At 61.9% G+C, this 20962-nt stretch carries 20 protein-coding genes; 12 read left to right on the top strand and 8 right to left on the bottom strand.

Annotated elements, in window-relative coordinates; genetic code table 11:
• Window positions 1-18: 18 nt before the first annotated feature.
• Both nhaB and dsbB read left to right on the top strand, forming a co-directional pair.
• Window positions 19-1596, top strand: coding sequence for a sodium/proton antiporter NhaB (gene nhaB, locus BN1134_RS07465; RefSeq protein WP_042046308.1), 1578 nt, complete (start codon window positions 19-21; stop codon window positions 1594-1596).
• A gap of 86 nt (window positions 1597-1682) precedes the next feature.
• Window positions 1683-2204: a disulfide bond formation protein DsbB gene (gene dsbB, locus BN1134_RS07460; protein ID WP_042046306.1), complete on the top strand. Its 522-nt coding sequence runs from the start codon at window positions 1683-1685 to the stop codon at window positions 2202-2204.
• A gap of 55 nt (window positions 2205-2259) precedes the next feature.
• On the opposite strand, the gene BN1134_RS07455 is transcribed toward dsbB, so the two are convergent.
• On the bottom strand, window positions 2260-2694 hold the full coding sequence (locus BN1134_RS07455) for a YcgN family cysteine cluster protein (RefSeq protein WP_042046345.1): 435 nt from the start codon (window positions 2692-2694) through the stop codon (window positions 2260-2262).
• An 83-nt stretch (window positions 2695-2777) separates the two neighbouring features.
• Window positions 2778-3056, bottom strand: coding sequence for a YcgL domain-containing protein (locus BN1134_RS07450; RefSeq protein WP_042046304.1), 279 nt, complete (start codon window positions 3054-3056; stop codon window positions 2778-2780).
• 106 nt (window positions 3057-3162) lie between these two features.
• On the opposite strand from BN1134_RS07450, the gene minC reads away from it, so the two are divergent.
• From minC to yfbR, 5 genes are all read left to right on the top strand, one after another.
• Window positions 3163-3858, top strand: a complete 696-nt coding sequence (gene minC, locus BN1134_RS07445; RefSeq protein ID WP_042046303.1) for a septum site-determining protein MinC — start codon at window positions 3163-3165, stop codon at window positions 3856-3858.
• A gap of 18 nt (window positions 3859-3876) precedes the next feature.
• Window positions 3877-4689, top strand: a complete 813-nt coding sequence (gene minD, locus BN1134_RS07440; protein WP_042046302.1) for a septum site-determining protein MinD — start codon at window positions 3877-3879, stop codon at window positions 4687-4689.
• 2 nt (window positions 4690-4691) lie between these two features.
• Window positions 4692-4955 (top strand): cell division topological specificity factor MinE, encoded by a 264-nt coding sequence (minE, locus tag BN1134_RS07435; RefSeq protein ID WP_042046301.1) that lies wholly within the window; start codon window positions 4692-4694, stop codon window positions 4953-4955.
• Between the two features lie 146 nt (window positions 4956-5101).
• Window positions 5102-5536 (top strand): YccF domain-containing protein, encoded by a 435-nt coding sequence (locus BN1134_RS07430; protein WP_042046300.1) that lies wholly within the window; start codon window positions 5102-5104, stop codon window positions 5534-5536.
• 98 nt (window positions 5537-5634) lie between these two features.
• Complete coding sequence (gene yfbR, locus BN1134_RS07425) at window positions 5635-6225, top strand: 5'-deoxynucleotidase (protein WP_042046298.1); 591 nt, start codon at window positions 5635-5637, stop codon at window positions 6223-6225.
• A 66-nt stretch (window positions 6226-6291) separates the two neighbouring features.
• Here yfbR and lolE read toward each other — a convergent pair whose 3' ends face one another.
• From lolE to BN1134_RS07410, 3 genes are read right to left on the bottom strand one after another with little or no spacing between them, the layout of a single operon-like run.
• On the bottom strand, window positions 6292-7533 hold the full coding sequence (lolE, locus tag BN1134_RS07420) for a lipoprotein-releasing ABC transporter permease subunit LolE (RefSeq protein ID WP_042046297.1): 1242 nt from the start codon (window positions 7531-7533) through the stop codon (window positions 6292-6294).
• The gene (gene lolD, locus BN1134_RS07415) at window positions 7533-8237 is read right to left on the bottom strand and encodes a lipoprotein-releasing ABC transporter ATP-binding protein LolD (protein WP_042046296.1); all 705 of its coding nucleotides are present in this window, start codon (window positions 8235-8237) and stop codon (window positions 7533-7535) included. Before lolD ends, lolE begins: the two co-directional genes overlap by 1 nt.
• On the bottom strand, window positions 8230-9465 hold the full coding sequence (locus BN1134_RS07410) for a lipoprotein-releasing ABC transporter permease subunit (RefSeq protein ID WP_042046295.1): 1236 nt from the start codon (window positions 9463-9465) through the stop codon (window positions 8230-8232). Before BN1134_RS07410 ends, lolD begins: the two co-directional genes overlap by 8 nt.
• A 75-nt stretch (window positions 9466-9540) precedes the next feature.
• Between BN1134_RS07410 and BN1134_RS07405 the strand changes: the two genes are divergently transcribed.
• Both BN1134_RS07405 and mfd read left to right on the top strand, forming a co-directional pair.
• The gene (locus tag BN1134_RS07405) at window positions 9541-10122 is read left to right on the top strand and encodes a PilZ domain-containing protein (protein WP_042046293.1); all 582 of its coding nucleotides are present in this window, start codon (window positions 9541-9543) and stop codon (window positions 10120-10122) included.
• A gap of 9 nt (window positions 10123-10131) precedes the next feature.
• Window positions 10132-13584: a transcription-repair coupling factor gene (gene mfd / locus BN1134_RS07400; RefSeq protein ID WP_042046292.1), complete on the top strand. Its 3453-nt coding sequence runs from the start codon at window positions 10132-10134 to the stop codon at window positions 13582-13584.
• Window positions 13585-13650: 66 nt separating this feature from the next.
• Here mfd and nfo read toward each other — a convergent pair whose 3' ends face one another.
• Both nfo and BN1134_RS07390 read right to left on the bottom strand, forming a co-directional pair.
• Complete coding sequence (gene nfo / locus BN1134_RS07395) at window positions 13651-14493, bottom strand: deoxyribonuclease IV (protein WP_042046291.1); 843 nt, start codon at window positions 14491-14493, stop codon at window positions 13651-13653.
• 157 nt (window positions 14494-14650) lie between these two features.
• Window positions 14651-15730, bottom strand: coding sequence for a porin (locus BN1134_RS07390; RefSeq protein ID WP_042046290.1), 1080 nt, complete (start codon window positions 15728-15730; stop codon window positions 14651-14653).
• 381 nt (window positions 15731-16111) lie between these two features.
• Here BN1134_RS07390 and dinG point away from each other — a divergent pair, with 381 nt between their 5' ends.
• From dinG to BN1134_RS07375, 3 genes are all read left to right on the top strand, one after another.
• Window positions 16112-18187 (top strand): ATP-dependent DNA helicase DinG, encoded by a 2076-nt coding sequence (gene dinG, locus BN1134_RS07385; RefSeq protein WP_042046289.1) that lies wholly within the window; start codon window positions 16112-16114, stop codon window positions 18185-18187.
• A 103-nt stretch (window positions 18188-18290) separates the two neighbouring features.
• Window positions 18291-18956: a YccT family protein gene (locus tag BN1134_RS07380; protein WP_042046287.1), complete on the top strand. Its 666-nt coding sequence runs from the start codon at window positions 18291-18293 to the stop codon at window positions 18954-18956.
• A gap of 39 nt (window positions 18957-18995) precedes the next feature.
• Window positions 18996-19904 carry a histone deacetylase family protein gene (locus tag BN1134_RS07375; RefSeq protein WP_042046285.1) on the top strand — a complete coding sequence of 303 codons (909 nt, stop codon included), beginning with the start codon at window positions 18996-18998 and terminating at the stop codon, window positions 19902-19904.
• Between the two features lie 35 nt (window positions 19905-19939).
• On the opposite strand, the gene ylqF is transcribed toward BN1134_RS07375, so the two are convergent.
• Entirely contained in the window at window positions 19940-20878 is a 939-nt protein-coding gene (gene ylqF / locus BN1134_RS07370; RefSeq protein WP_042046284.1) for a ribosome biogenesis GTPase YlqF, read from the bottom strand.
• Window positions 20879-20962: the final 84 nt, after the last annotated feature.

The raw sequence follows: 20962 nt of genomic DNA, 5'->3' as shown, positions 1-20962 counted from the left end.
AATCCTAGAGAGAACAACATGCAGGTAAGTTACGGACGTGCCTTAGCACAGAATTTCTTAGGGAAAACCGCTAACTGGTACAAGAGCGCCATTCTGACCTTCCTTATCATCAATCCGCTCATCTTCTACCTCGATCCCTTCTTTGCCGGCTGGCTGCTGGTGGCCGAATTTATCTTTACCCTGGCCATGGCCCTCAAGTGCTATCCGCTGCAACCGGGTGGCCTGCTCGCCATTGAAGCGGTCCTCATAGGCATGACCTCCCCCGAGCAGGTCAAGCACGAGCTGATCGGCAATATCGAGGTGCTGTTGCTGCTGGTGTTCATGGTGGCCGGCATCTACTTCATGAAACAGCTGCTGCTCTATGTCTTCACCAAGCTGCTCATCCATATCAAGTCCAAGAGCGCGCTTTCGCTGGCGTTCTGCCTGACCGCCGCCTTTCTCTCCGCCTTCCTCGACGCCCTCACCGTCATCGCCGTGGTGATCAGCGTCGCGGTGGGTTTTTACGCCATCTATCACAAGGTTGCGTCCGGCCAGAAGGGGGCGCAGAGCCACGATTATCTCGATGACAACGGCCTCAATGACGGGGCGCGCCAGGATCTCAACGATTTTCGCGCCTTTCTGCGCAGCCTGCTGATGCATGCGGCCATCGGTACGGCATTAGGTGGCGTCTGTACTCTGGTTGGGGAGCCGCAGAACCTCATCATCGGTGAGCAGGCCGGCTGGCACTTTGGTGAGTTTGCTCTGCGTATGGCGCCAGTCAGCATACCGGTATTCTTCTGCGGTCTGCTCACCTGCCTGCTGGTCGAGAAGCTGGGTTGGTTTGGCTACGGCGCCACCCTGCCGGAGCGGGTACGCCACATCATGGAGGAGTATGACCGCCAGGAAGATGCCCGCCGCACCCGTCAGGACAAGGTCAATCTGATGGTACAAGGGCTCATCGCCGTGTGGCTCATCGCAGGATTGGCCATGCACCTGGCCGCCGTCGGCCTCATCGGCCTCTCGGTCATCGTGCTGGCCACCGCCATGACCGGCGTCACCGATGAGCACGCCATCGGCAAGGCATTCCAAGAGGCGCTGCCCTTCACCTCACTGCTGGTGGTGTTCTTCACCGTGGTGGCGGTCATCATCGATCAGCACCTATTTCGCCCCGTCATCGACTGGGTGCTGGCCGCCAAACCGGAAGATCAGCTGGCGCTCTTTTACATCGCCAATGGGCTGCTCTCAATGATCAGTGACAACGTCTTCGTCGGCACCGTCTACATCAGTGAAGTCAAGGCCGCCCTGGCCGAGCAGGCGATCAGCCGCGAGCACTTCGAGCTGCTGGCCGTCGCCATCAACACCGGCACCAACCTGCCGTCGGTCGCCACCCCGAACGGACAAGCCGCCTTCTTGTTCCTGCTCACCTCGGCTCTGGCACCGCTGCTGCGCCTCTCCTATGGCCGCATGGTTTGGATGGCCCTGCCCTACACCCTGGTGCTCAGTGTCACGGGTCTGATCTGCGTCGAGCTACTGCTACCGGGCATGACCCAGCAATTTATCGAGTGGGGTTGGATAAGCAACGCGGTCGAGAACGTTCCTGCGGCCGTCACACCTTAAAACAAGGGGGGCCAAGGCCCCCTTTCCTTTCTTCCGATGGTTTGCTCTAATGCCCATTGGCTTTTTTTTGGTTTCAGGCGATTGCTATGGTGGAATATCTTCGCGCTCTGGCGGCTCAGCGCTTGCCTTGGGTGCTATTGGCCGGCTCGGCCCTGTTTCTTGATGTGTGTGCCCTCTTCTTTCAACATGGGCTGGGGCTGCATCCCTGTGTCATGTGTATCTATGAGCGGATCGCCACCCTGGGTGTCTTGGCGGCCGGGCTGCTCGGCATGACAGATCCCAAGCGGCCATGGGTTCGCTGGAGCGCCATCCTGCTGTGGGGTTACAGCGCCTTTACCGGGTTGCAACTGGCCCTGCGCCACGTGGATTATCAGCTCAATCCCTCCCCGTTCAATGTCTGCAGCCCTTATGCCGATTTCCCGAGCTGGCTGCCGCTCGATCAGTGGATCCCCTGGCTCTTCATGCCGGATGGTGATTGCTCCGAGATCACCTGGCAGTTCTTAGGCTTCTCCATGCCCCAGTGGCTGGTGGCCATCTTTGCCGCCTATCTGCTGGTGTGCGTCATCGTCGCCGTCGGTAATCTGGTCAAGGGACGCTGCTGCCAGTAAGCCCGCCCCAATAAAAAAACGGAGCCCAAGGCTCCGTTTTTTTATGTCCGCCAGCTCAACTGGCCCAGAAAATGATGTGATCTTCCCACTCGCCGGCGAAGGCTTCATGCACCACCTTGCCCCGCACCGACTGGCCGGCCTTGTGCATAGCAGAGGTACTGCCGGTCAGCAGCGGATGCCACTCGGGGAGCGGGTTACCTTCCGCCAACAGCCGATAGGCACAGGTAGAAGGCAGCCAGTGGTACTCTTCTATCTTGTCAGGGGTGATTTGCAGGCAGTCCGGCTCGCGATTGAAACGGTTAGCGTAGTCGGAACATTGGCAACTCTTGGTGTTGAGCAGGTTGCAAGCGACGTTGGTAAAGACCAACTCGTCGGTCTCCTCATCGATGAGCTTATTGAGGCAGCACTTGCCACAACCATCACAGAGAGATTCCCACTCCTGCTCACTGAGCTCGGACAGGGATTTTTCCTGCCAAAAGGCACCTTGCATCATGTTCACCCACTCGCCATAAAAGGCGCACTGTATACAGGGTCACCGCCCTTCTGGCAAGCGAAACTGTCGACACCAAGGACTCAGGAGTGAGTGCGAACGAAGGCTTTGTGCTCTTCCAGCAGGCTCTCGACCGGCGGCGGCAATTGCAGGTAGTAACCCTGTTCCCGCAATGCGTTCATCACCTTACCGATATCAGACATACCAAGGGGTTTGACAGGGTTGAGTTTGGTCACCATCACCAGCTGGGGCGGGCCAAATGTTGTCAGTAATATCTCCGGAACACGCGAGAAATCGTCGCGTCGTTCAATAAAGAGATATGTATCGGCTTTTTTGCGGCTTTTATAGACTGCACACAACATGTAACTTGGTATAATCCGTGCGGTTGATTGCCTCTTGTGGGGGCAAACTATAACATCGGAATCTCAATAACAATAATGAATTGCCTTGCTGGTTCGGGGATGTTTCATGGCTGAACGCGATAATGAAATAAAAGGTGCCACCTTTACCCTGTCGGTGCTCCATGTGACCGATGCCCATCCGGGGAAAATCCGCGCTCTGCTGGAAAGCAAGGTGGCCCAGGCCCCCCACTTCTTCCATTGCGCCCCCATCGTCATGAACGTGGAGAAATTGGAAAACATTCCTGATTTCAGTGCGATCAAACAATTGGTGGAAGCGGAATCTTTCATTCTTGTGGGGATTACGGGAGCCCGCAGTGAGGCGATGAAAACGGCGGCCAAGGCCGCCGGTATTGCCGTCATGAATGCGGGACGTTCACGCGGTAGCGATAACAGCAAGACGGTCAAGCCGGCCAAGGTGGAACCGCCTCCTCTGACGCCCACCCGCGTACATGTCGGGCCGGTTCGCTCCGGCCAGCAAATTTATGCCGCCGGCGCATCACTGGTGGTGCTGGGCTCGGTGAGCCCGGGCGCCGAAGTGATTGCCGACGACAGTATCCATGTGTATGGCGCCCTGCGCGGCCGAGCCATTGCAGGCGCGCGTGGCAACACTCAGGCACGGATCTATTGCCAGCAACTGGCAGCGGAGCTGCTCTCCATCGCCGGCACCTTCCAGCTGAGCGATACCTTGCCGGCAGGCCTGATCCAGAAACCGGCCCACGTCCGGTTCGACAACGAACAACTTCGTATAGACAGCATCAAATAGAGTTACAAGGAAGCGAGAATGGCGCGAATCATAGTCGTAACGTCAGGCAAAGGCGGTGTCGGCAAGACCACTACCAGTGCGGCGCTGAGTACCGGGCTGGCCCAGCGTGGTCACAAAACCGTCGTCATCGATTTCGATATCGGACTACGTAATCTTGACCTGATCATGGGCTGCGAGCGCCGTGTCGTGTATGACTTCGTCAACGTCATCAATGGCGAGGCGAACCTCAACCAGGCACTGATCAAAGACAAGCGGGTCGACAACCTCTTCATCCTGCCGGCCTCCCAGACCCGCGATAAAGATGCCCTCACCCGTGAAGGGGTGGAGCAGATCCTCGATCAGCTCGGCGAGATGGGATTTGACTACATCGTCTGCGACTCCCCCGCCGGTATTGAAGCCGGGGCGCTGATGGCCCTCTACTTCGCCGACGAGGCCATCGTCACCACCAACCCTGAAGTCTCCTCGGTGCGCGACTCCGACCGCATCCTCGGCATTCTGGCGGCCAAGTCGCGTCGGGCCGAGCGCGGTGAAGAGCCGATCAAGGAGCACCTGCTGCTGACCCGCTACTGCCCTTCCCGCGTCAATCGTGGCGATATGCTGAGCGTGCAGGATGTGCAGGAGATCCTGGCTATCCCCCTGCTCGGGGTGATCCCGGAATCCCAGGCGGTACTGCGCGCCTCCAACTCCGGTGAGCCGGTGATCCTCGACAAGGATTCCGATGCCGGGCTGGCCTATGACGATGCGGTTTCGCGTCTGCTGGGTGACAGCAAGGATCTACGTTTTATTGAAGAAGAAAAGAAAGGCTTCTTTAGCCGATTGTTCGGGAGTTAAGCATGTCATTATTGGATTATTTCCGTTCCAACAAGAAACAGAGCACCGCACAGCTGGCCAAGGAGCGTCTGCAGATCATCGTTGCTCATGAGCGTACCTCACGGGGGGGGCCGGACTACCTGCCCCAACTCAAGCAGGACATTCTCGATGTGATCCGCAAATATGTGGAGATCGATCCGGATCAGGTGTCGGTGCAGCTCGACAAGAAGAGCGCCGAGCTCTCGGTGCTGGAACTCAACATCACCTTCTCTGACGACAAGAAGTAAATGGGTCGCCCCACCCGCACATGACCGGAGCCCCGCCTCCGGTCATGTCGTTTTTGTGCCAAGGAATGTCGCCGCAGCGCCGGTTTTGATTGCCAGCCATTCGCAGGCTGGTTATGGTGTCGCCTCAAATTGGAAAGGAGTGATCCATGGGTGTGCTGCGTTTTCTGTTTAACCTGCTGTGGTTCCTGCTCGGCGGCGTCCTGATGGGACTGGCCTGGTGGCTGGCAGGGCTGCTCTGCTTCATCTCCCTGATTGGCATCCCCTGGGGACGCGCCTGCTTCATGATAGGCACCTTCACCTTCTTCCCGTTCGGCAAGACCACGGTGAGCCGCCGCTTCATCACCGGCCGTGACGACATCGGCACCGGAACACTGGGCGTGATCGGCAACATCATCTGGTTCCTGCTGATCGGGGTCTGGCTCGCCATCGGCCACATCGCCTCGGCGCTGGCCTGCTTTATCACCCTCATCGGCATCCCCTTCGGTATCCAGCACCTCAAGCTGGCCGTGGCCAGCCTCGCCCCCGTCGGGCAGACCGTTGTCACCTTGCACGAAGCCGAAACCGGGCAGTACATTCGCTAAAGGGTGTAGCAAAACAGGGCGGGCTTTCCCGCCCTTTTGCTTTTCCCGTCGGTCACACCCGTGTACTTTTGTGCCATCACCTCTTGTAGGAACTCATCATGCTTCCCAACCACTTCTTCGCTAACCTGGCCCGCATGAAACTCATCTACCGCTGGCCGCTGATGCGCAACATTCAGGCTGAAAATATCGCCGAGCACAGCCTGCAGGTGGCCATGGTGGCCCACGCCCTCGGCACCATAGAGAATGCCCTGTTTGGTGGCCAGCTGGACGCCGAGAAAGCCGCTACCATGGCGCTCTTTCACGATGCCAGCGAGGTGCTAACCGGCGATCTGCCCACCCCGGTCAAGTACTACAACCCCGAGATTGCCCGCGAATATAAGAAGATCGAGCTGGCCGCCGAGCAGCGGTTGCTGGCCATGCTGCCCGAGCCCCTCAAGGCCGCCTACCGCCCCTTGATCGACTCAGGCTGCGCCGATCCCGAACTGGCGCGGCTGGTGAAGGACGCCGACACCCTGTGCGCCTACACCAAGTGTCTGGAGGAGCTGGCGGCCGGCAACCGTGAGTTTGAACCGGCCCGCAAACGCCTCGAAGAGATGCTCGAGCAGCGCATGAACCCGGCCATGCGCTACTTCATCGACACCTTCGTGCCGAGCTTCTCGCTACCGCTCGATGAGCTCAACGCCCACTAGGGCCGCGGTTCGGATAAAAAAGAGGGAGGCCAGCTGGCCTCCCTCTTTTTTATCGGTGATGACAAGTTAGCGCCCCAGCTCCCGCGCCGGGATGAGACCGCTGGCCCGCCACGCCGGATAGAGGGTGGCGACAAAGCTCATCAGGATGGCCGCCCCGGTCACCAGCCCCAGATCGAGCAGGTGCAGCTCGGTCGGCAGGAAGTCGATGAAGTAGATCTCCGGGTTGAGGAAACGATGGCCGATGAGCTGCTCCACCCCCGCCATGATGGGGGTGAGGTAGGCCGAGAGCACGCCCCCCAGCAGGGCCCCGAGCAGCGCACCGAGCACCCCATTGACCATCCCCTGAATGACGAAAGTCTGGCGGATCTGCGCCGCACTCGCCCCCATGGTCTTGAGAATGGCAATTTCGCCGCGCTTCTCGTTGACCGCCATCACCAGGGTCGAGACGATGTTGAAACAAGCCACCGCCACCACCATCAGCATCACCACCACCATGACGGTGCGCACCATCTGGATGTCCTGATAGAGATAGCCCTGGGTGTTCATCCAGCTGCGGATATAGACGTGGTGCGGGAACTTACGGGCCGCCTCGACCGTGATCGACTGGGCCTTGAACACATCGTCCACCTTGAGGCTAAAACCACTGACCGCCTCCCCCATGCCGGTCATGGCCTGGGCATCTTGCAGGTGCATGAAGCCGAGCAGACCATCGAGCTGCCCCCCGATTTCGAGCATCCCCACCACGGTTAGCAGTTGGCGCCGCGGCTGCTTGATGCCGTCGGCACCGTTGCCATCCGGCATCAGCAGGCTGACCGAGTCCCCCACCTTGATCCCCAGCTTGTCGGCGATCGCCTTGCCGAGGATCACCCCATTCTCACCGGCCTTGAGTTCATCAAACCCCTTGCCGGTCATGTACTTGTCCGCCTCGGAGATCTGATCTTCAAACGCGGGCAAAATGGCGCGCAGCTGCACCCCCTTGAGGTGGTTGCCGCTTTCGAGCAGGCCGTTGATGCGGATCACCGGGCTCACCGCCGTGATCCCGGGCTGGGCCAGCAGATAGTCGCGCAGCTGGGGCCAGTGGGGCATGGGCGCTTCGACCGCGTCCAGCTCCCCTTGAGGGATCACGGTGAGCACCCGGTTCTTGAGCTCGCGCTCAAACCCGTTCATGGCCGACAGCCCGAGGATCAAGGCCATCACCCCGAGGGCGATACCGATGAGTGACGAGGCCGAAATGAAGGAGATAAAGCCGTTACGCTGACGCGAGCGGCTGTAACGCAGGCCCAAAAACAGGGGCAGCGGCTTGAACATCAGGCTACCTCCGCCATCTGCCCGCTCACCAGGGTCACGCGGCGGTGCAGCTTGGCCGCCAACCCCAGATCATGGGTCACCACCACGAAGGCGGTGCCGAACTCGCGGTTCAGCTCACAGAGCAGCTCATAAACGCCGGTGGCGCTGCCGTGATCCAGGTTGCCGGTCGGCTCGTCGGCCAGCACCAGGCTCGGCTGCCCGACCAGGGCGCGGGCGATGGCCACCCGCTGGCGCTCACCGCCGGAGAGCTCGGAGGGGCGGTGGTTAAGACGATGGGAGAGCCCCACCCGCTCCAGCATAGCGGCCGCCTTGGCGCTCGCCTCGCTGACCGTGGCACCGCCGATCAGCAGCGGCATGGCGGCGTTTTCCAGCGCACTGAATTCCGAGAGCAGGTGGTGGAACTGGTAGACAAAGCCCAGCTCGCGGTTGCGAAAACGGGCCTGCTCCTGACTGCTCCAGGCGTGGATATTCTGGCCACGAAACAGCACGCTGCCGGTGGTCGGGGTATCCAGCGCCCCCAGCAGATGCAGCAGGGTACTCTTGCCCGAGCCCGAGCTGCCAACCACCGCCAGCATCTCCCCCTCGGCCACGGACAGATCGACCCCCTTGAGCACCGGGGTCTCCAGCTTGCCTTCCTGATAGACGTGGCTGATGGCCTGACATTCGAGCAGCGGCTTGTTCATCGACATGATTACCTTATTCATAACGCAGCGCCTGGGCCGGACGCACGCGGGCAGCCCGGAAGGCAGGATAGAGGGTGGCACTGAAACTGAGCAGCACGGCACCGAGAAGAATGATGACCACTTGCAGCGGCTCGACGATCACCGGCAGACCACCGCCGCCCGCCGCCATGTAGAGGTTGAGACCGATGGCATCGAGCAGGGGGTTGAGGCCAAAGGTGAGCACCAGTCCGGCCAGGCCGCCAACGATGGCCCCGATGACGCCGCTGGAGGCGCCAAGCACCATGAAGATGCGCACCACCGCCGATTCGGTCATGCCCATGGTACGTAGGATGGCGACCTCCCCCTCCTTGTCGGAGACCACCATGACCAGGGCCGAGAGAATGTTGAAGGTGGCCACGGCGATGATCAGCACCAGCATCAGCCCCATCATCCGCTTCTCCATGGCCACCGCCTGGAACAGCTCGCCGCGCTCGCGCCGCCAATCCTGCCAGTTCAGCCCATCCGGCAGCGGGCTGGCCACCACCTGATCGACCGCGAACGCATCGTCAAGCCACAAGCGCAGCCCCCCCACCTCATCGGCAGGCAGGCGCAGCAGGCGTTTGGCGTCATTGAGGTTGACCAGGGCTATCTGGTTATCTACATCGGCGCCGACCCCGAAGATGCCGGAGACGGTGAAGATCCGCTGGGCCGGCACCCGGCCAAGCGGGGTGTAGCGGCTCCCCTCCGTCAGGATAAGGCGAACCTGATCGCCGACCGACACCGCGAGAGTGCGGGCAATTCCCTGCCCCAACACGATGCGGTAACTCCCCGGAACCAGGGTATCGAGCGCCCCATCCTGCATCTGCTGGTGCAGCAGATCCCCCGCCGGCCAGCGGGCCGGATCGATCCCCTGCACACTGACCCCGGTCAGCTGACCCGGGCTTTGCAGCATGCCTTCGGTCGCCAGCATGGGCGCCACCGCCAGCACATGGGGACGAGTTGCCAGCTCGGCCGCCAGGTCGGCGGGCGGAACGAGACGATCCCCCGGCCCTGTCACCACCACATGGGGAATGACACCCAGAATACGTCCCTTGAGCTGCCCTTCGAAACCGTTCATGACCGAGATCACCACCATCAGGGCGGCGACCCCGATGGCGATGCCAAAGGTCGAGAACAGGGAGATAAAAGAGACGAAACGATTGCTGCGTCGCGATCCCGCATATCGCAGGCCGATCGCCAGCGCAAGTGGCTGAAAAAGTCCGGTCTTCAAGGATCTGCCGTTGCCAAGAAAATAAGATACCGGATAATAAAGGGAAACCGTCCATGACAACAAGGGATAGCCGCCATGCAGGAAGAGTTCTTCAGTGTCGTGCACTCGCTGCCGGTCAACGTGATCCCGGTCGAGAGCGGCCATCTGCCCTCCCTCGAGGAGCTGGAGGCCGAGATGCCGGAGCCATTTCGCATTGCCTCGGCCATCTCCACCATCGACATCGGCACCAGCCGCCTGCTGCGCAGCCAGGCCGGTGAGCACTTGCAGGAGCTGATCGAGATCATCAACCAGCAGTCGCGCAAGATAGACCTCATCATGGGCTATGTGCTGGCCGCCCAGGATCATGTCGAGCACCGCTTCCACACCGTGCGCTTTGGCGCGGGCGAGTTGCACTACCTGTTTCCCCCCGAGGGGCATGGGCCGTCCCCCCAACCGGGCCAGCTCAAGCGCCTTAAGATCTTTTTGCGTGACGAGGCGTCGGCCGTTTACTGCTACGGCCGGGTCAAGACCGTCACCCCCGGCCAGCATGGCCTGCACGTCGTGCTTGAATACGCTCGCATCCGCGAAGAGGATCGGGAGCTGCTGGTGCGCGCCAGCCTGCATGTCCAATCCCGCCAGCTCAAGCAGCGCGCCGCCGATCGTTACCGCCACCCTTAGTCGAGACTCATGACCGCATTTACCCTTCCGGCCCTGCCCCGGCAGGCCGGCGCCAAACTAACACTGGGGGGCCTCGTTGGTAGCGCCCTCTCCCTGACCGCCGCCACCTTGGCCCGCGAACAGCAGCGCCCCTTGCTGCTGGTGACCGCAGACACCCCCTCGGCGCTGCGCCTCGAGCAGGAGCTCACCTTCCTGCTCGAGGGGAGCGAGTGCCCCGTGCTGCTGTTCCCGGACTGGGAGACCCTACCCTACGACACCTTCTCGCCGCACCAGGACATCCTCTCCCAGCGGCTCGAGACCCTCTATAACCTGCCGCAGATGACCCGTGGCGTGGTGATCGTGCCCGTCTCGACCCTGATGCTGCGCTGCGCCCCGCGCAGCTACCTCGATCGCTTCAGCCTGCTGCTGGAGGCCGGCCAGCGCCTGTCGCTGCAAGGGCTACGCACCCGGCTGGCCGAGGCCGGCTACGTGGCGGTCGAGCAGGTGCTCGAGCACGGCGAGTTCGCCGCCCGCGGCTCCTTGCTCGATCTCTTCCCCATGGGCAGCCAGACCCCGTATCGCATCGATTTTTTCGATGACGAGGTGGACTCCATCCGTCCCTTCGATCCGGAGACCCAGCGCTCGAGCGACCCGGTCAAGCGGGTGCAGCTGCTGCCAGCCCGGGAGTTTCCCACCGACGAGAGCGCCATCGAGCGCTTTCGCGGCCACTACCGCGAGCGCTTCGAGATTTCGCGCAGCGATGGCGCCATCTATCAGGAGGTGAGCAAGGGGCGCTGGCCGGCCGGTATCGAGTACTACCTGCCGCTCTTTTTCGAGGCGACCGCACGCCTGTTTGACTACCTGCCGGCCGACACCCTGCTGCTGACGGTCGGCGAGATCTACCCGGCCGCCCAGCGCTTTTGGAACGACATCCAGCAGCGCTACGAGGATCGCCGCTGGGATCAGAGTCGCCCGCTGCTGCCCCCCAGCGAGCTCTACCTGCCGGTCGAGCAGCTGTTTGCCGGGCTCGGCCAGTACGTCGATGTGCGCCTGCAAGAGGGCCCCACCGCCGGTGATGCGGGCCAGAGCGATCTGCCGGTCCAGCCGCTACCAGAGCTGACCCTGGATCACAGCCAGGAGCAACCGCTCGCCGCCTTGCAGCAGTTTCTGGCTGGCTTTGGCGGCCGCACCCTGTTTGCGGTGCCCACCGAGGGGCGGCGCGAGGCGCTGCGCGACCTGCTGGCCCGCATCGACCTGCGCCCGGCCGAGTACGCCTCACTGGCCGAGTTCCTCGCCGCCGGCGATCCGCTCGGCGTGCTGGTCTGCCCGCTCGAGGGGGGCTTCATTCTGCCCGAGCGCGCCCTGGCTCTCATTACCGAGACCGAGCTGCTCGGCAGCCGGGTGCGCCGCTCACGTCAGCGCGATCGCGCCAAGCAGCTCAGTTCAGACGCCATCATCCGCAACCTGGGCGAGCTGACCCAGGGCCAGCCCGTGGTGCACCTCAATCACGGCATCGGCCGCTACCTCGGGCTTGAGACCCTCAACGCCGGCGGCCTGCCGACCGAGTTTCTCACCCTGGAGTACGCCGGGGGCGACAAGCTGTTCGTGCCGGTCACCAACTTGCACCTCATCAGCCGCTACACCGGCTCGGACAACCCGCCCAGCCACAAGCTCGGCGGCGAGGCTTGGAGCCGCGCCAAGCGCAAGGCCGCCGAGAAGGTGCGCGACGTGGCGGCCGAGCTGCTCGACATCTACGCCCACCGCGCCGCCCGCGACGGCTTTGCCTTTAGGCACAACAAGGAGGCCTATCGCCAGTTCGCCGCCGGTTTCCCGTTCGAGGAGACCGACGATCAGCTCAATGCCATCAATGCGGTGCTCGGCGACATGTGCCAGGCCAAGAGCATGGACCGCCTGGTGTGCGGTGACGTGGGCTTTGGCAAGACCGAGGTGGCGATGCGGGCGGCGTTTGTGGCGGTGCACGGCGGCAAGCAGGTGGCGGTGCTGGTGCCCACCACCCTGCTGGCCCAGCAGCACTACGATAACTTCCGCGATCGCTTCGCCAACTGGCCGGTGCGGGTCGAGGTACTGAGCCGTTTTCGCTCGGCCAAGGAGCAAAGCGCGGTGCTGGCCGACCTCAAAGAGGGCAAGGTGGACATCATCATCGGCACCCACAAGCTGCTCGGCTCCGATCTCACCTTCAAGGATCTGGGGCTGCTCATCGTCGATGAGGAGCACCGCTTCGGGGTACGCCAGAAGGAGAAGATCAAGGCGCTGCGCGCCGACGTGGACATCCTGACCCTGACCGCCACCCCCATCCCGCGCACCCTCAACATGGCCATGTCGGGAATGCGCGATCTCTCGATCATCGCCACCCCGCCCGCCAAGCGGCTGGCCATCAAGACCTTCGTGCGTCAACACGATCCGGCCGTGGTGCGCGAGGCGATGCTGCGGGAGCTCAAACGCGGCGGCCAGATCTACTACCTGCACAACGACGTCGAGAGCATCGAGAAATGCGCAGCCGATCTCGCCGAGCTGGTGCCGGAGGCGCGCATCGGCGTGGCCCACGGCCAGATGCGCGAGCGCGAGCTCGAGCGGATCATGTCGGATTTCTACCACCAGCGCTTCAACCTGCTGGTGTGCACCACCATCATCGAGACCGGCATCGACGTGCCGAGCGCCAACACCATCATCATGGACAGGGCCGATCACCTAGGATTGGCCCAGCTGCACCAACTGCGCGGCCGGGTCGGGCGCTCCCACCACCAGGCCTATGCCTACCTGCTCACCCCGCATCCCAAGCTGATGACCAAGGATGCGGCCAAGCGGCTCGAGGCCATCGCCTCGCTCGAGGATCTCGGTGCCGGCTTCGCGCTGGCCACCCATGATCTGGAAATCCGCGGGGCCGGCGAGCTGCTCGGCGACGAGCAGAGCGGCCAGATCCAGTCGGTCGGCTTCACCCTCTACATGGAGATGCTCGAGCAAGCGGTGGAGGCGCTCAAAAGCGGCAAGGAGCCGGCCCTCGACACCCTGCTCGCCGATCACACCGAGGTGGAGCTGCGCCTGCCGGCCCTGCTACCCGATGACTACCTGCCGGATGTGAACATGCGTCTTTCGATGTACAAGCGCATCGCCAGCAGCGCCTCGCAAGAGGAGCTCGACGAGCTGAAGGTGGAGCTGATCGACCGCTTCGGCCTGTTGCCCGAGGCGGCCAAGACCCTGCTCGACATCGCCGCCTTCCGCCTCATGGCCACTCGCCTTGGCATCAAGCGCCTCGAGATGACCGAGCGCGGCGGCCACCTCGATTTTTCCGAGAAGACCGCGGTCGACCCGGCCTTTCTGGTGCGCCTGCTCACCGAGCAGCCGCGCATCTACAAGATGGAGGGGCCGAGCCGGCTGCGCTTCAACGTGCCGAGCAGCGGCCGCGAGGCGCGCCTCAAGCTGGTCGGCGATCTGCTCGGCGAGCTGGCCCGCCACACGGTGTAAGGCCATACCCGACAATGGAAACGAACAAGGGCAGCCATGGCTGCCCTTGTTCATTGTTATCACACCCTAGCCAGCCAGGGTGCGCAACCAGGCGATCTCCTCGCGCCAGATGCTCTCGTCGATGGTCTCGAGGATCAGCGGAATGCGATCAAAGCGCGGATCGGGCATCAGATAGCGAAACACCGCCTCGCCGAGGTTGCCCTCGCGCAGGCTGTGGTGGCGATCGACCCGGCTGCCGAAGGTGCTCTTGGCGCCGTTGATGTGCATCCCTTTCAGATACGCAAAGCCGACTTGGCGTTCAAATTCATCGAACACCTGCTCGCACCCTTCCTGGGTGCGCAGATCATAGCCGGCGGCAAAGGCGTGGCAGGTATCGAGGCAGACCCCGACCCGGGACTTATCCTCCACCCCGTCGATGATGGTGGCCAACTGCTCGAACGACCACCCGAGGTTGGTGCCCTGCCCGGCGGTGTTTTCAATCACCGCCGTCACCCCTTGCGTCTGCTCCAGGGTCCAGTTGATGGACTCACTCACCAGCTTGAGACTGACCCGCTCCGGGATCTTGCCAAGGTGGCTGCCGGGGTGGAAGTTGAGATAACAGAGCCCCAGCTGCTCGCAGCGGCGCATCTCGTCTAAGAAGGCATCGCGGGACTTGGCCAGCGCTTCGGGCTCGGGGTGACCTAAGTTGATGAGGTAGCTGTCGTGGGGCAGCACCTGCTCGGGCAGAAAGCCGGCCCGGGCCATGGCCTTCTTGAACCCATCGATGGAGGAAGGGGTGAGGGGGGCGGCCTGCCACTGGCGCTGATTCTTGGTAAAGAGGGCGAAGGCGTTGGCACCGATGGCCAGGGCGCGGTCGATGGTGTTCTCCACGCCGCCCGCGGCGCTGACGTGGGCTCCGATGTATTTCATGGGGTCTCCTTGTTGAGACGCCATTATGCCTGCCCAGCGCGACCGCGCCAAACCGGCGTGGGCGATGGCGGCAAGCGAGCGAGCCGATAGGTCAGCGGCGCCAAAAAGAAAACCGGGGCTTGCGCCCCGGTCTTGTGTCTCGCTTGGACAACTTCGATTAGAAGTTGTACTGCATACCAGCGGTCCACTCGTCGTCTTGGTGATCCAGACCTTGGATCTTGTACTCGGTGTAAGCCTTCAGCTTGGTGTTGAAAGCGTACTGAACACCCAGCACACCGTGGTTGGTGGTGTCTTCGTAGCTGGAGACGTTCTTGATCTTGGCTTCGGAACGGTTGTAACCGGCCAGCAGGGTCCAGGCGTCTACGTTGTAGGAGGCAGCCAGTTCATAGCCACGAACCTTAACATCGTTGAAACCGTCGAACTTGAACTTGGACTCGTTGTACAGACCAGCGAAGTAGAAACCGGCGTAGGTATAGCTGGCAGCCAGGGCCCAGTCATCCTTGTCGGTCAGGTTGGTCTGAGTGAAGGTGCCCACTTCGGTAGTGATGCCCAGCTTGGACTTGTCACCGTCTTCGAAGCTCTTGGTTTCGTAACCGGCGGCCAGACCCAGACCGAAGTCGAAGTCATAGGTAGCACCAACGGTGTAACCCTTGTCCATGTGACCTTCAACAGCGGACCAACCGGTGTAGTTGGAGTCGTAGCTGCCGTTGTTGGTGATGTAACCGGTCTGGAAGCCAAAACCGCCCCACTGGCCCTTATAGATGGCCTGACCTTCTTGACGACCGTCGTAGACGTTGGCCAGATCGCCGTAGTCTTCGAAGATATCGGTCTTAGCAACGGTGGCGTTGTAGAAGGCAGTTTCGGTTTGACCGAACAGGACTTGACCGTACTGGGAGCCGTCAAAACCGGCGTAGATGTGACGAGCCTTCACTTCGCGAGCATCGGCATCGTAGGAGTTTTCGGAAGCGATCTGCCACTCGGTCTTAGCGATACCGGACCAGATGCTGTCCAGCGCCATACGACCGGACCAACCCAGACGAGCGTAAGTCTTCAGCTCACCGTCGTTCTTGGTGGAGGTATCGGTGTTGGCGTCGTAGGAGTCGTACTCACCGTAATACTGGGCGTGCACACGACCGTATACGTCAAAAGTGGTGCCGTCCTTGTCATAGATCACGGCAGCGTTGGCAGCAGAAGCGAACAGTGCCGGGATGGCGATAGCCAGAATTGTCTTTTTCATAGTTTCCAATGCCTACTGTAATTAAACACTAAGTCTTTGTTATTCCCTGTGTTAGTAACGTTCTATGCGTTACTATGCTGGCGAGACTAGCATCGGGGTTGCCAATCCGCAATAAAAAAACTTGGAACTTTTTGTTGTATCGATAGTCATACGCGCCAAAACGTGAGCCAGATCTCATTGCATAAAATCCGGTGAATAAAACGTTTTTCGATTAAAACTGCTGTTCAAATGAGCCTTGGCGTCCCCTTCCTTATAGTACGCCGCGCCCCTGCGACAGATTCCTCCCACGACAACATCGAGCCCCTCTCGGGGCGAATGGGGTCGCACCCTTCCCCCATGTTGGGTATTCTGTTGCACCGCTTGCTAAAACCGGCTGCCCGTATGCTCTCAGACCGCCTCAAAGACGCCATTCGCACCACCTATCGACAGCTTGCCGAGGCGCTGCCGGGCTTTGTACCGCGCCGGGAGCAAAACTTCCTGGTGGCCGAAATTGCCAAGACCCTGAGCGGTGACTATGAGCGTTCACGACGCATCCTGGTCGCCGAAGCCGGCACCGGGATCGGCAAATCCCTCTCCTATGCTCAGGGCGCCATCCCGCTGGCCCGGTTGCAGCAAAAGAAGCTGATCATCTCCACCGCCACCGTGGCGCTGCAAGAGCAGCTCATCCACAAGGATCTCCCCTTCTTCCTGCGCCACAGCGCCGTCCCGTTTCGTTTCATGCTGGTCAAGGGGCGTCAGCGTTACTGCTGCGAGCACCTGCTGGAGCAGGCGGCCATGGGCGATGGGGGCAGCAATCTGGAATTTGCCTTCGAGCAGCTCTCGACCACCCGGCCGAGCGAGGATGACAAGAGCCTTTATAAGAAGCTGTGGGATCACTACACCGCTGGCAAATGGGATGGCGATCGGGATAACTGGCCCTCCCCCATCAAGGATATGGCCTGGGAGCGGATCGCCGCCGACCGCCACACCTGCAACAAGGCGCTGACCCACCACCAGCACTGCCCGTTTCACCGGGCCCGCGACAAGATGGATGAGAGCGATGTGCTGGTGGTCAACCACGCCCTGCTACTGTCGGATCTCACCATGGGGGGCGGCATCATATTGCCGCCGCCGGACGAGTGCTTCTACGTGCTCGACGAAGCCCACCACCTGCCGACGGTGGCGCGCGATCACGGGGCTGCCTTCATTCATCTGGGCGGCTCGCGCCGCTGGCTGGAAAAGCTGGCCCAGAGCGCCGGCAAGATAGGGCGCGCCCTGCCGGGCGAAAGCCTGCTCGATGCCCAGCTCAAGTTGCAAGACGCCCTGGCCGCCATCTTGCCCGATCTCAAGGCCGCCGAGCAGTGGATAGGCCAACACCCGCAGCTCTTTGGCAGCGAGCGCCAGCACCGCTTCCCCGATGGGGATCTTCCCGAGCCGCTCCCCTTGCTGGCGCTCAACTTAAGAGAGAGCAGCAAACAGGCGCTGCGCGCCCTCGACCGGCTGCAAGGTGGCGTGGCCGAGGCGCTGCGCGAGGGGGATCTCAAGCGCCGAGACGCCGAGCCGCTGCTGGCCGAGGCGGGCTTTTTCCTGCAACGGCTGGAGAACTTCAACCAGTTGTGGGAGCTGATGAGCCGCGAGGTGGCGCCGGGCAAGACCCCGCTGGCCCGCTGGCTCAGCCGCACCGAGGATGGCCAGGATGTGCTGGTGCACGCCTCGCCGATTGAAGTGGGGTACCTGCTCGAAGAGTGGCTCTGGTCTAAGTGCCTCGGCGCCGTGCTGGTGTCGGCGACCCTGACCGCCCTCTCCAACTTCGATTACTTCCGCCACCAGGCCGGGCTCAAGCCCCACGATGGCACCCGCTACCTGCGCCTGCGCTCGCCCTTTGATTACGACAAGGCCGAACTCTACCTGCCCAAGATGCGCTGCGAGCCCAATGACCCCCAGTTCACCCAAGAGCTGATCGAGCGGCTGCCGGGCCTGCTGGCGGATCAGCAGGCCAGCCTGGTGCTGTTCTCCTCTTACCGCCAGATGAATGAGGTGGCCGAAGGGCTGCGCGCCCATGGCCTGACGCTGCTGGTGCAGGGGGAGGCGTCACGCAGCGCTCTGCTCACCCTGCACCGCCAGCGCTGCGATGGCAGCACCCCCAGCGTGCTGCTCGGTACCGGCAGCTTTTCAGAAGGGCTGGACTTGCCCGGTCACTACCTCACCAACCTCATCATCACCAAGCTGCCCTTTGCCGTCCCCACTTCACCGGTGGAGGAGGCCACCGCCGAGTGGATCGAAAAACGCGGCGGCAACCCCTTCTTGCAAGTGACCGTACCGGAGGCCTCCCGCAAGCTGATCCAGGCCTGCGGCCGCCTCATTCGTAAGGAGGCCGATGCCGGACGCGTCACCATTTTGGATCGGCGCATCGTCACCAAACGTTACGGCAAGCCACTGCTCGACGCCCTGCCCCCGTTTCGCCGCCGTATCGAATAAGTCACAGCACCGACCACCCTACGAGTTCTTGCTGGCTCGCGGTAAACCTGTAAAAATGCCACACGGTTTTTCGGTGCTCTCGCCGATGCTTCAAGGAGATATGATGAAACTGACGGTTCTGTTGCCGGCCCTGGCGGGCATGGTCTGGGGTAATGTAGCGCTTGCCGACGCCACCCTGGAGGTGATGCCGCCTTATGTGCTTCAGCTGCTCGACGGCCATGGTGTCAACGCCAAACTGCTCGAGAAGAGCCACAACGTCCGCCTGCAAGACGGCAAGCACCAGTTGGTGGTCTCCTTCGAGGGGAACTACTCCACCCGTAACGAGACCAAACTGGTCACCGCTGAGCCGCTGGTGTTCAACTTTGAATCCTGCAATGGGCAGAAGCTGACCCTCGACTATAAAAAGCCGCGCAGTGAAAGCGAAGCGCGCGAGTTCACCAAGGTGCAAGACGTGCAGCTCAAGGACAAGGTCAGCGGCCAACAGATCCAGAGCGATCGCTTCGTCATGCCCAAGGTGGAAGGCTTCCAGCTGACCCGCGACTACCAGCAAGAGCTGCTGGCCATGGGCAAGGCATTCAACCAGCCCAAGACCGTCGCCGTGCCGACCGCGGCCGTGATGGCAGCCAGCAACAACGAGCCGCTGCAAGTGGCGCCGACCAAGGCTCAATCCAGCCCGGAAGCGCTCACCCAGCTGCAGGAGTGGTACAACAAGGCTGACGCGGAGACCCGCAAGGCGTTCCAGATCTGGATCATCCAGCAGCAGCAATAAATGATGAACAGGGGGAGCTGGCGCTCCCCCTTCTCTATCATGTGCTTCCCGGTTTTCTACCATCCGCTCTATTCGGCGCTCTCGCTGCCGCCCGGCCACCGCTTTCCGCTGGCCAAATATCAGGCCCTCTTTGACCGGCTCCAGTCACTGCCCCTCGATTTTTGCCAAGCCAGGGTTGTCGACCCGGCGCTGCTTCGCCGCGTTCATGATCCCGCCTACGTGGAGGGCGCCCTCACCGGTAGCCTGCCTGCGGCCGCGCTGCGGCGCATCGGCTTTCCCTGGAGCCCGGCATTGATCCAGCGAACCCTCTACTCGGTGGGGGCCACGGTCGCGGCGGCCGAAGCGGCACTTAAGTACGGCTGCACCATGCAGATCTCCGGCGGCTACCACCACGCCCACCGAGCGATGGGCAGCGGCTTTTGCCTGTTCAACGATCTGGTGTTAGCGGCCGAGCAGGTGCTGGCCCACCCTGGCATCGATCGGGTGCTCATCTGCGATCTCGATGTGCACCAAGGGGATGGCTCTGCCGCCCTGTGCTCGGGGCGCCGCGATATCATCACCCTCTCGCTGCACGCCGAGCGCAACTTTCCCAGCCGCAAGCCCCCCTCCCATCTCGATTTCCCCCTGCCAGACGGCACCGGGGACGAGGCCTATCTTGAGACGCTGGAGCAGGCACTGGCCATGGCGCTGCGCCTCTACTCCCCGGATCTCATCCTCTATCAGGCAGGGGTCGACATTCATGTGGATGACGAGCTGGGCCACCTGGCGGTCAGCAGCCAAGGCGTGCGCCTGCGCGATCGCTGGGTGCTCGGCGAGGCCGCTCGTCACGGCATTCCCATCGCAGCCGTACCCGGTGGCGGCTACCGCCGTGATTGGCAGCCACTGATTGCGCTGCATGCGGGACTGTTCGAAGAAGCGCTGACCCGGTTTGCCCCCTCGCGCCTATGAAAAAGGCGGCCCGCAGGCCGCCTCTGGTGCTGATGTTATTTGCCGTAGCGCTTGCGGGCCTTGGCCTGGCGCGCCTTATCGCGATCGGCCTTCTCCTTGGCCTTGCGCGCCTCCTCCTCTTTGGCCTCGACCAGCTCCTGGCTCACCATCTCGGGGGTCTCCAGGGTCAGCGGGCCAAGTTGGCCCAGACGCAGCTCGTGGATCAGGATCTCCGACACCTTGTGCAGATCCGATACCCCACCCTTGCGCATGCAGCCACGGCGCTCGGCGATGGCATCCATCAGCTCGATGTCGTTGGCCGGCAATGCGCTCAGCTGGTAGCGCTCCATCAACCGCTCCGGATAGGCCTTGAGCAGGTATTCGGCGGCAAACAGGGCGATGTCGGCATAATCGATCACGGTATCTTTGATGGCACCCGTGACGGCCAGACGATAACCACAGGACGCCGGGCTCAGCTTGGGCCAGAGAAACCCCGGGGTATCGGTCAGGATGATGTTGCCATCGAGCTTGATGCGCTGCTGGGACTTGGTCACCCCCGCCTCGTTACCTGTCTTGGCGATAATGCGCCCAGCCAGGGTATTGATGAGGGTCGACTTGCCGACGTTGGGGATCCCCATGATCATGGCGCGCACCCCGCGCACCGCCTTCTCCCGCTCCGGCAGCATCTCGTGGCACAGGCTCAGCAGGCTCTTGATCTCTTCGGGCTTTTGCTGGGTCAGCGGCAGGGCGCGGATCCCCTTTTGCTGCTCCAGATGGGCGACCCACAGGGCCGTGATGGCCGGATCGGCCAGATCAGCCTTGTTGAGCACCTTGATCACCGGCGTATCACCGCGCAGCTCAGGCACGAGCGGGTTTTCGCTGGAGAAGGGGATGCGCGCATCGATCATCTCGATGATGACATCCACCTGCGGCATCACCTCGGCGATCTCTTTTCTCGCCTTGTGCATGTGACCCGGGAACCAGTTAATTGACATTCTCTTCCTCTCCAGTAGAGCCAAGGGCGCGCATTCTACCCGAGTTTATAGCCGGCTGTGGAGTCCGGCGACCTAAATAACGAA

The organism is Aeromonas simiae (assembly GCF_000820125.1).
Lineage (GTDB): Bacteria > Pseudomonadota > Gammaproteobacteria > Enterobacterales > Aeromonadaceae > Aeromonas > Aeromonas simiae.
Note: the sequence above shows the minus strand (reverse complement) of the source record. Positions and strands in the feature narration are given on the sequence as shown.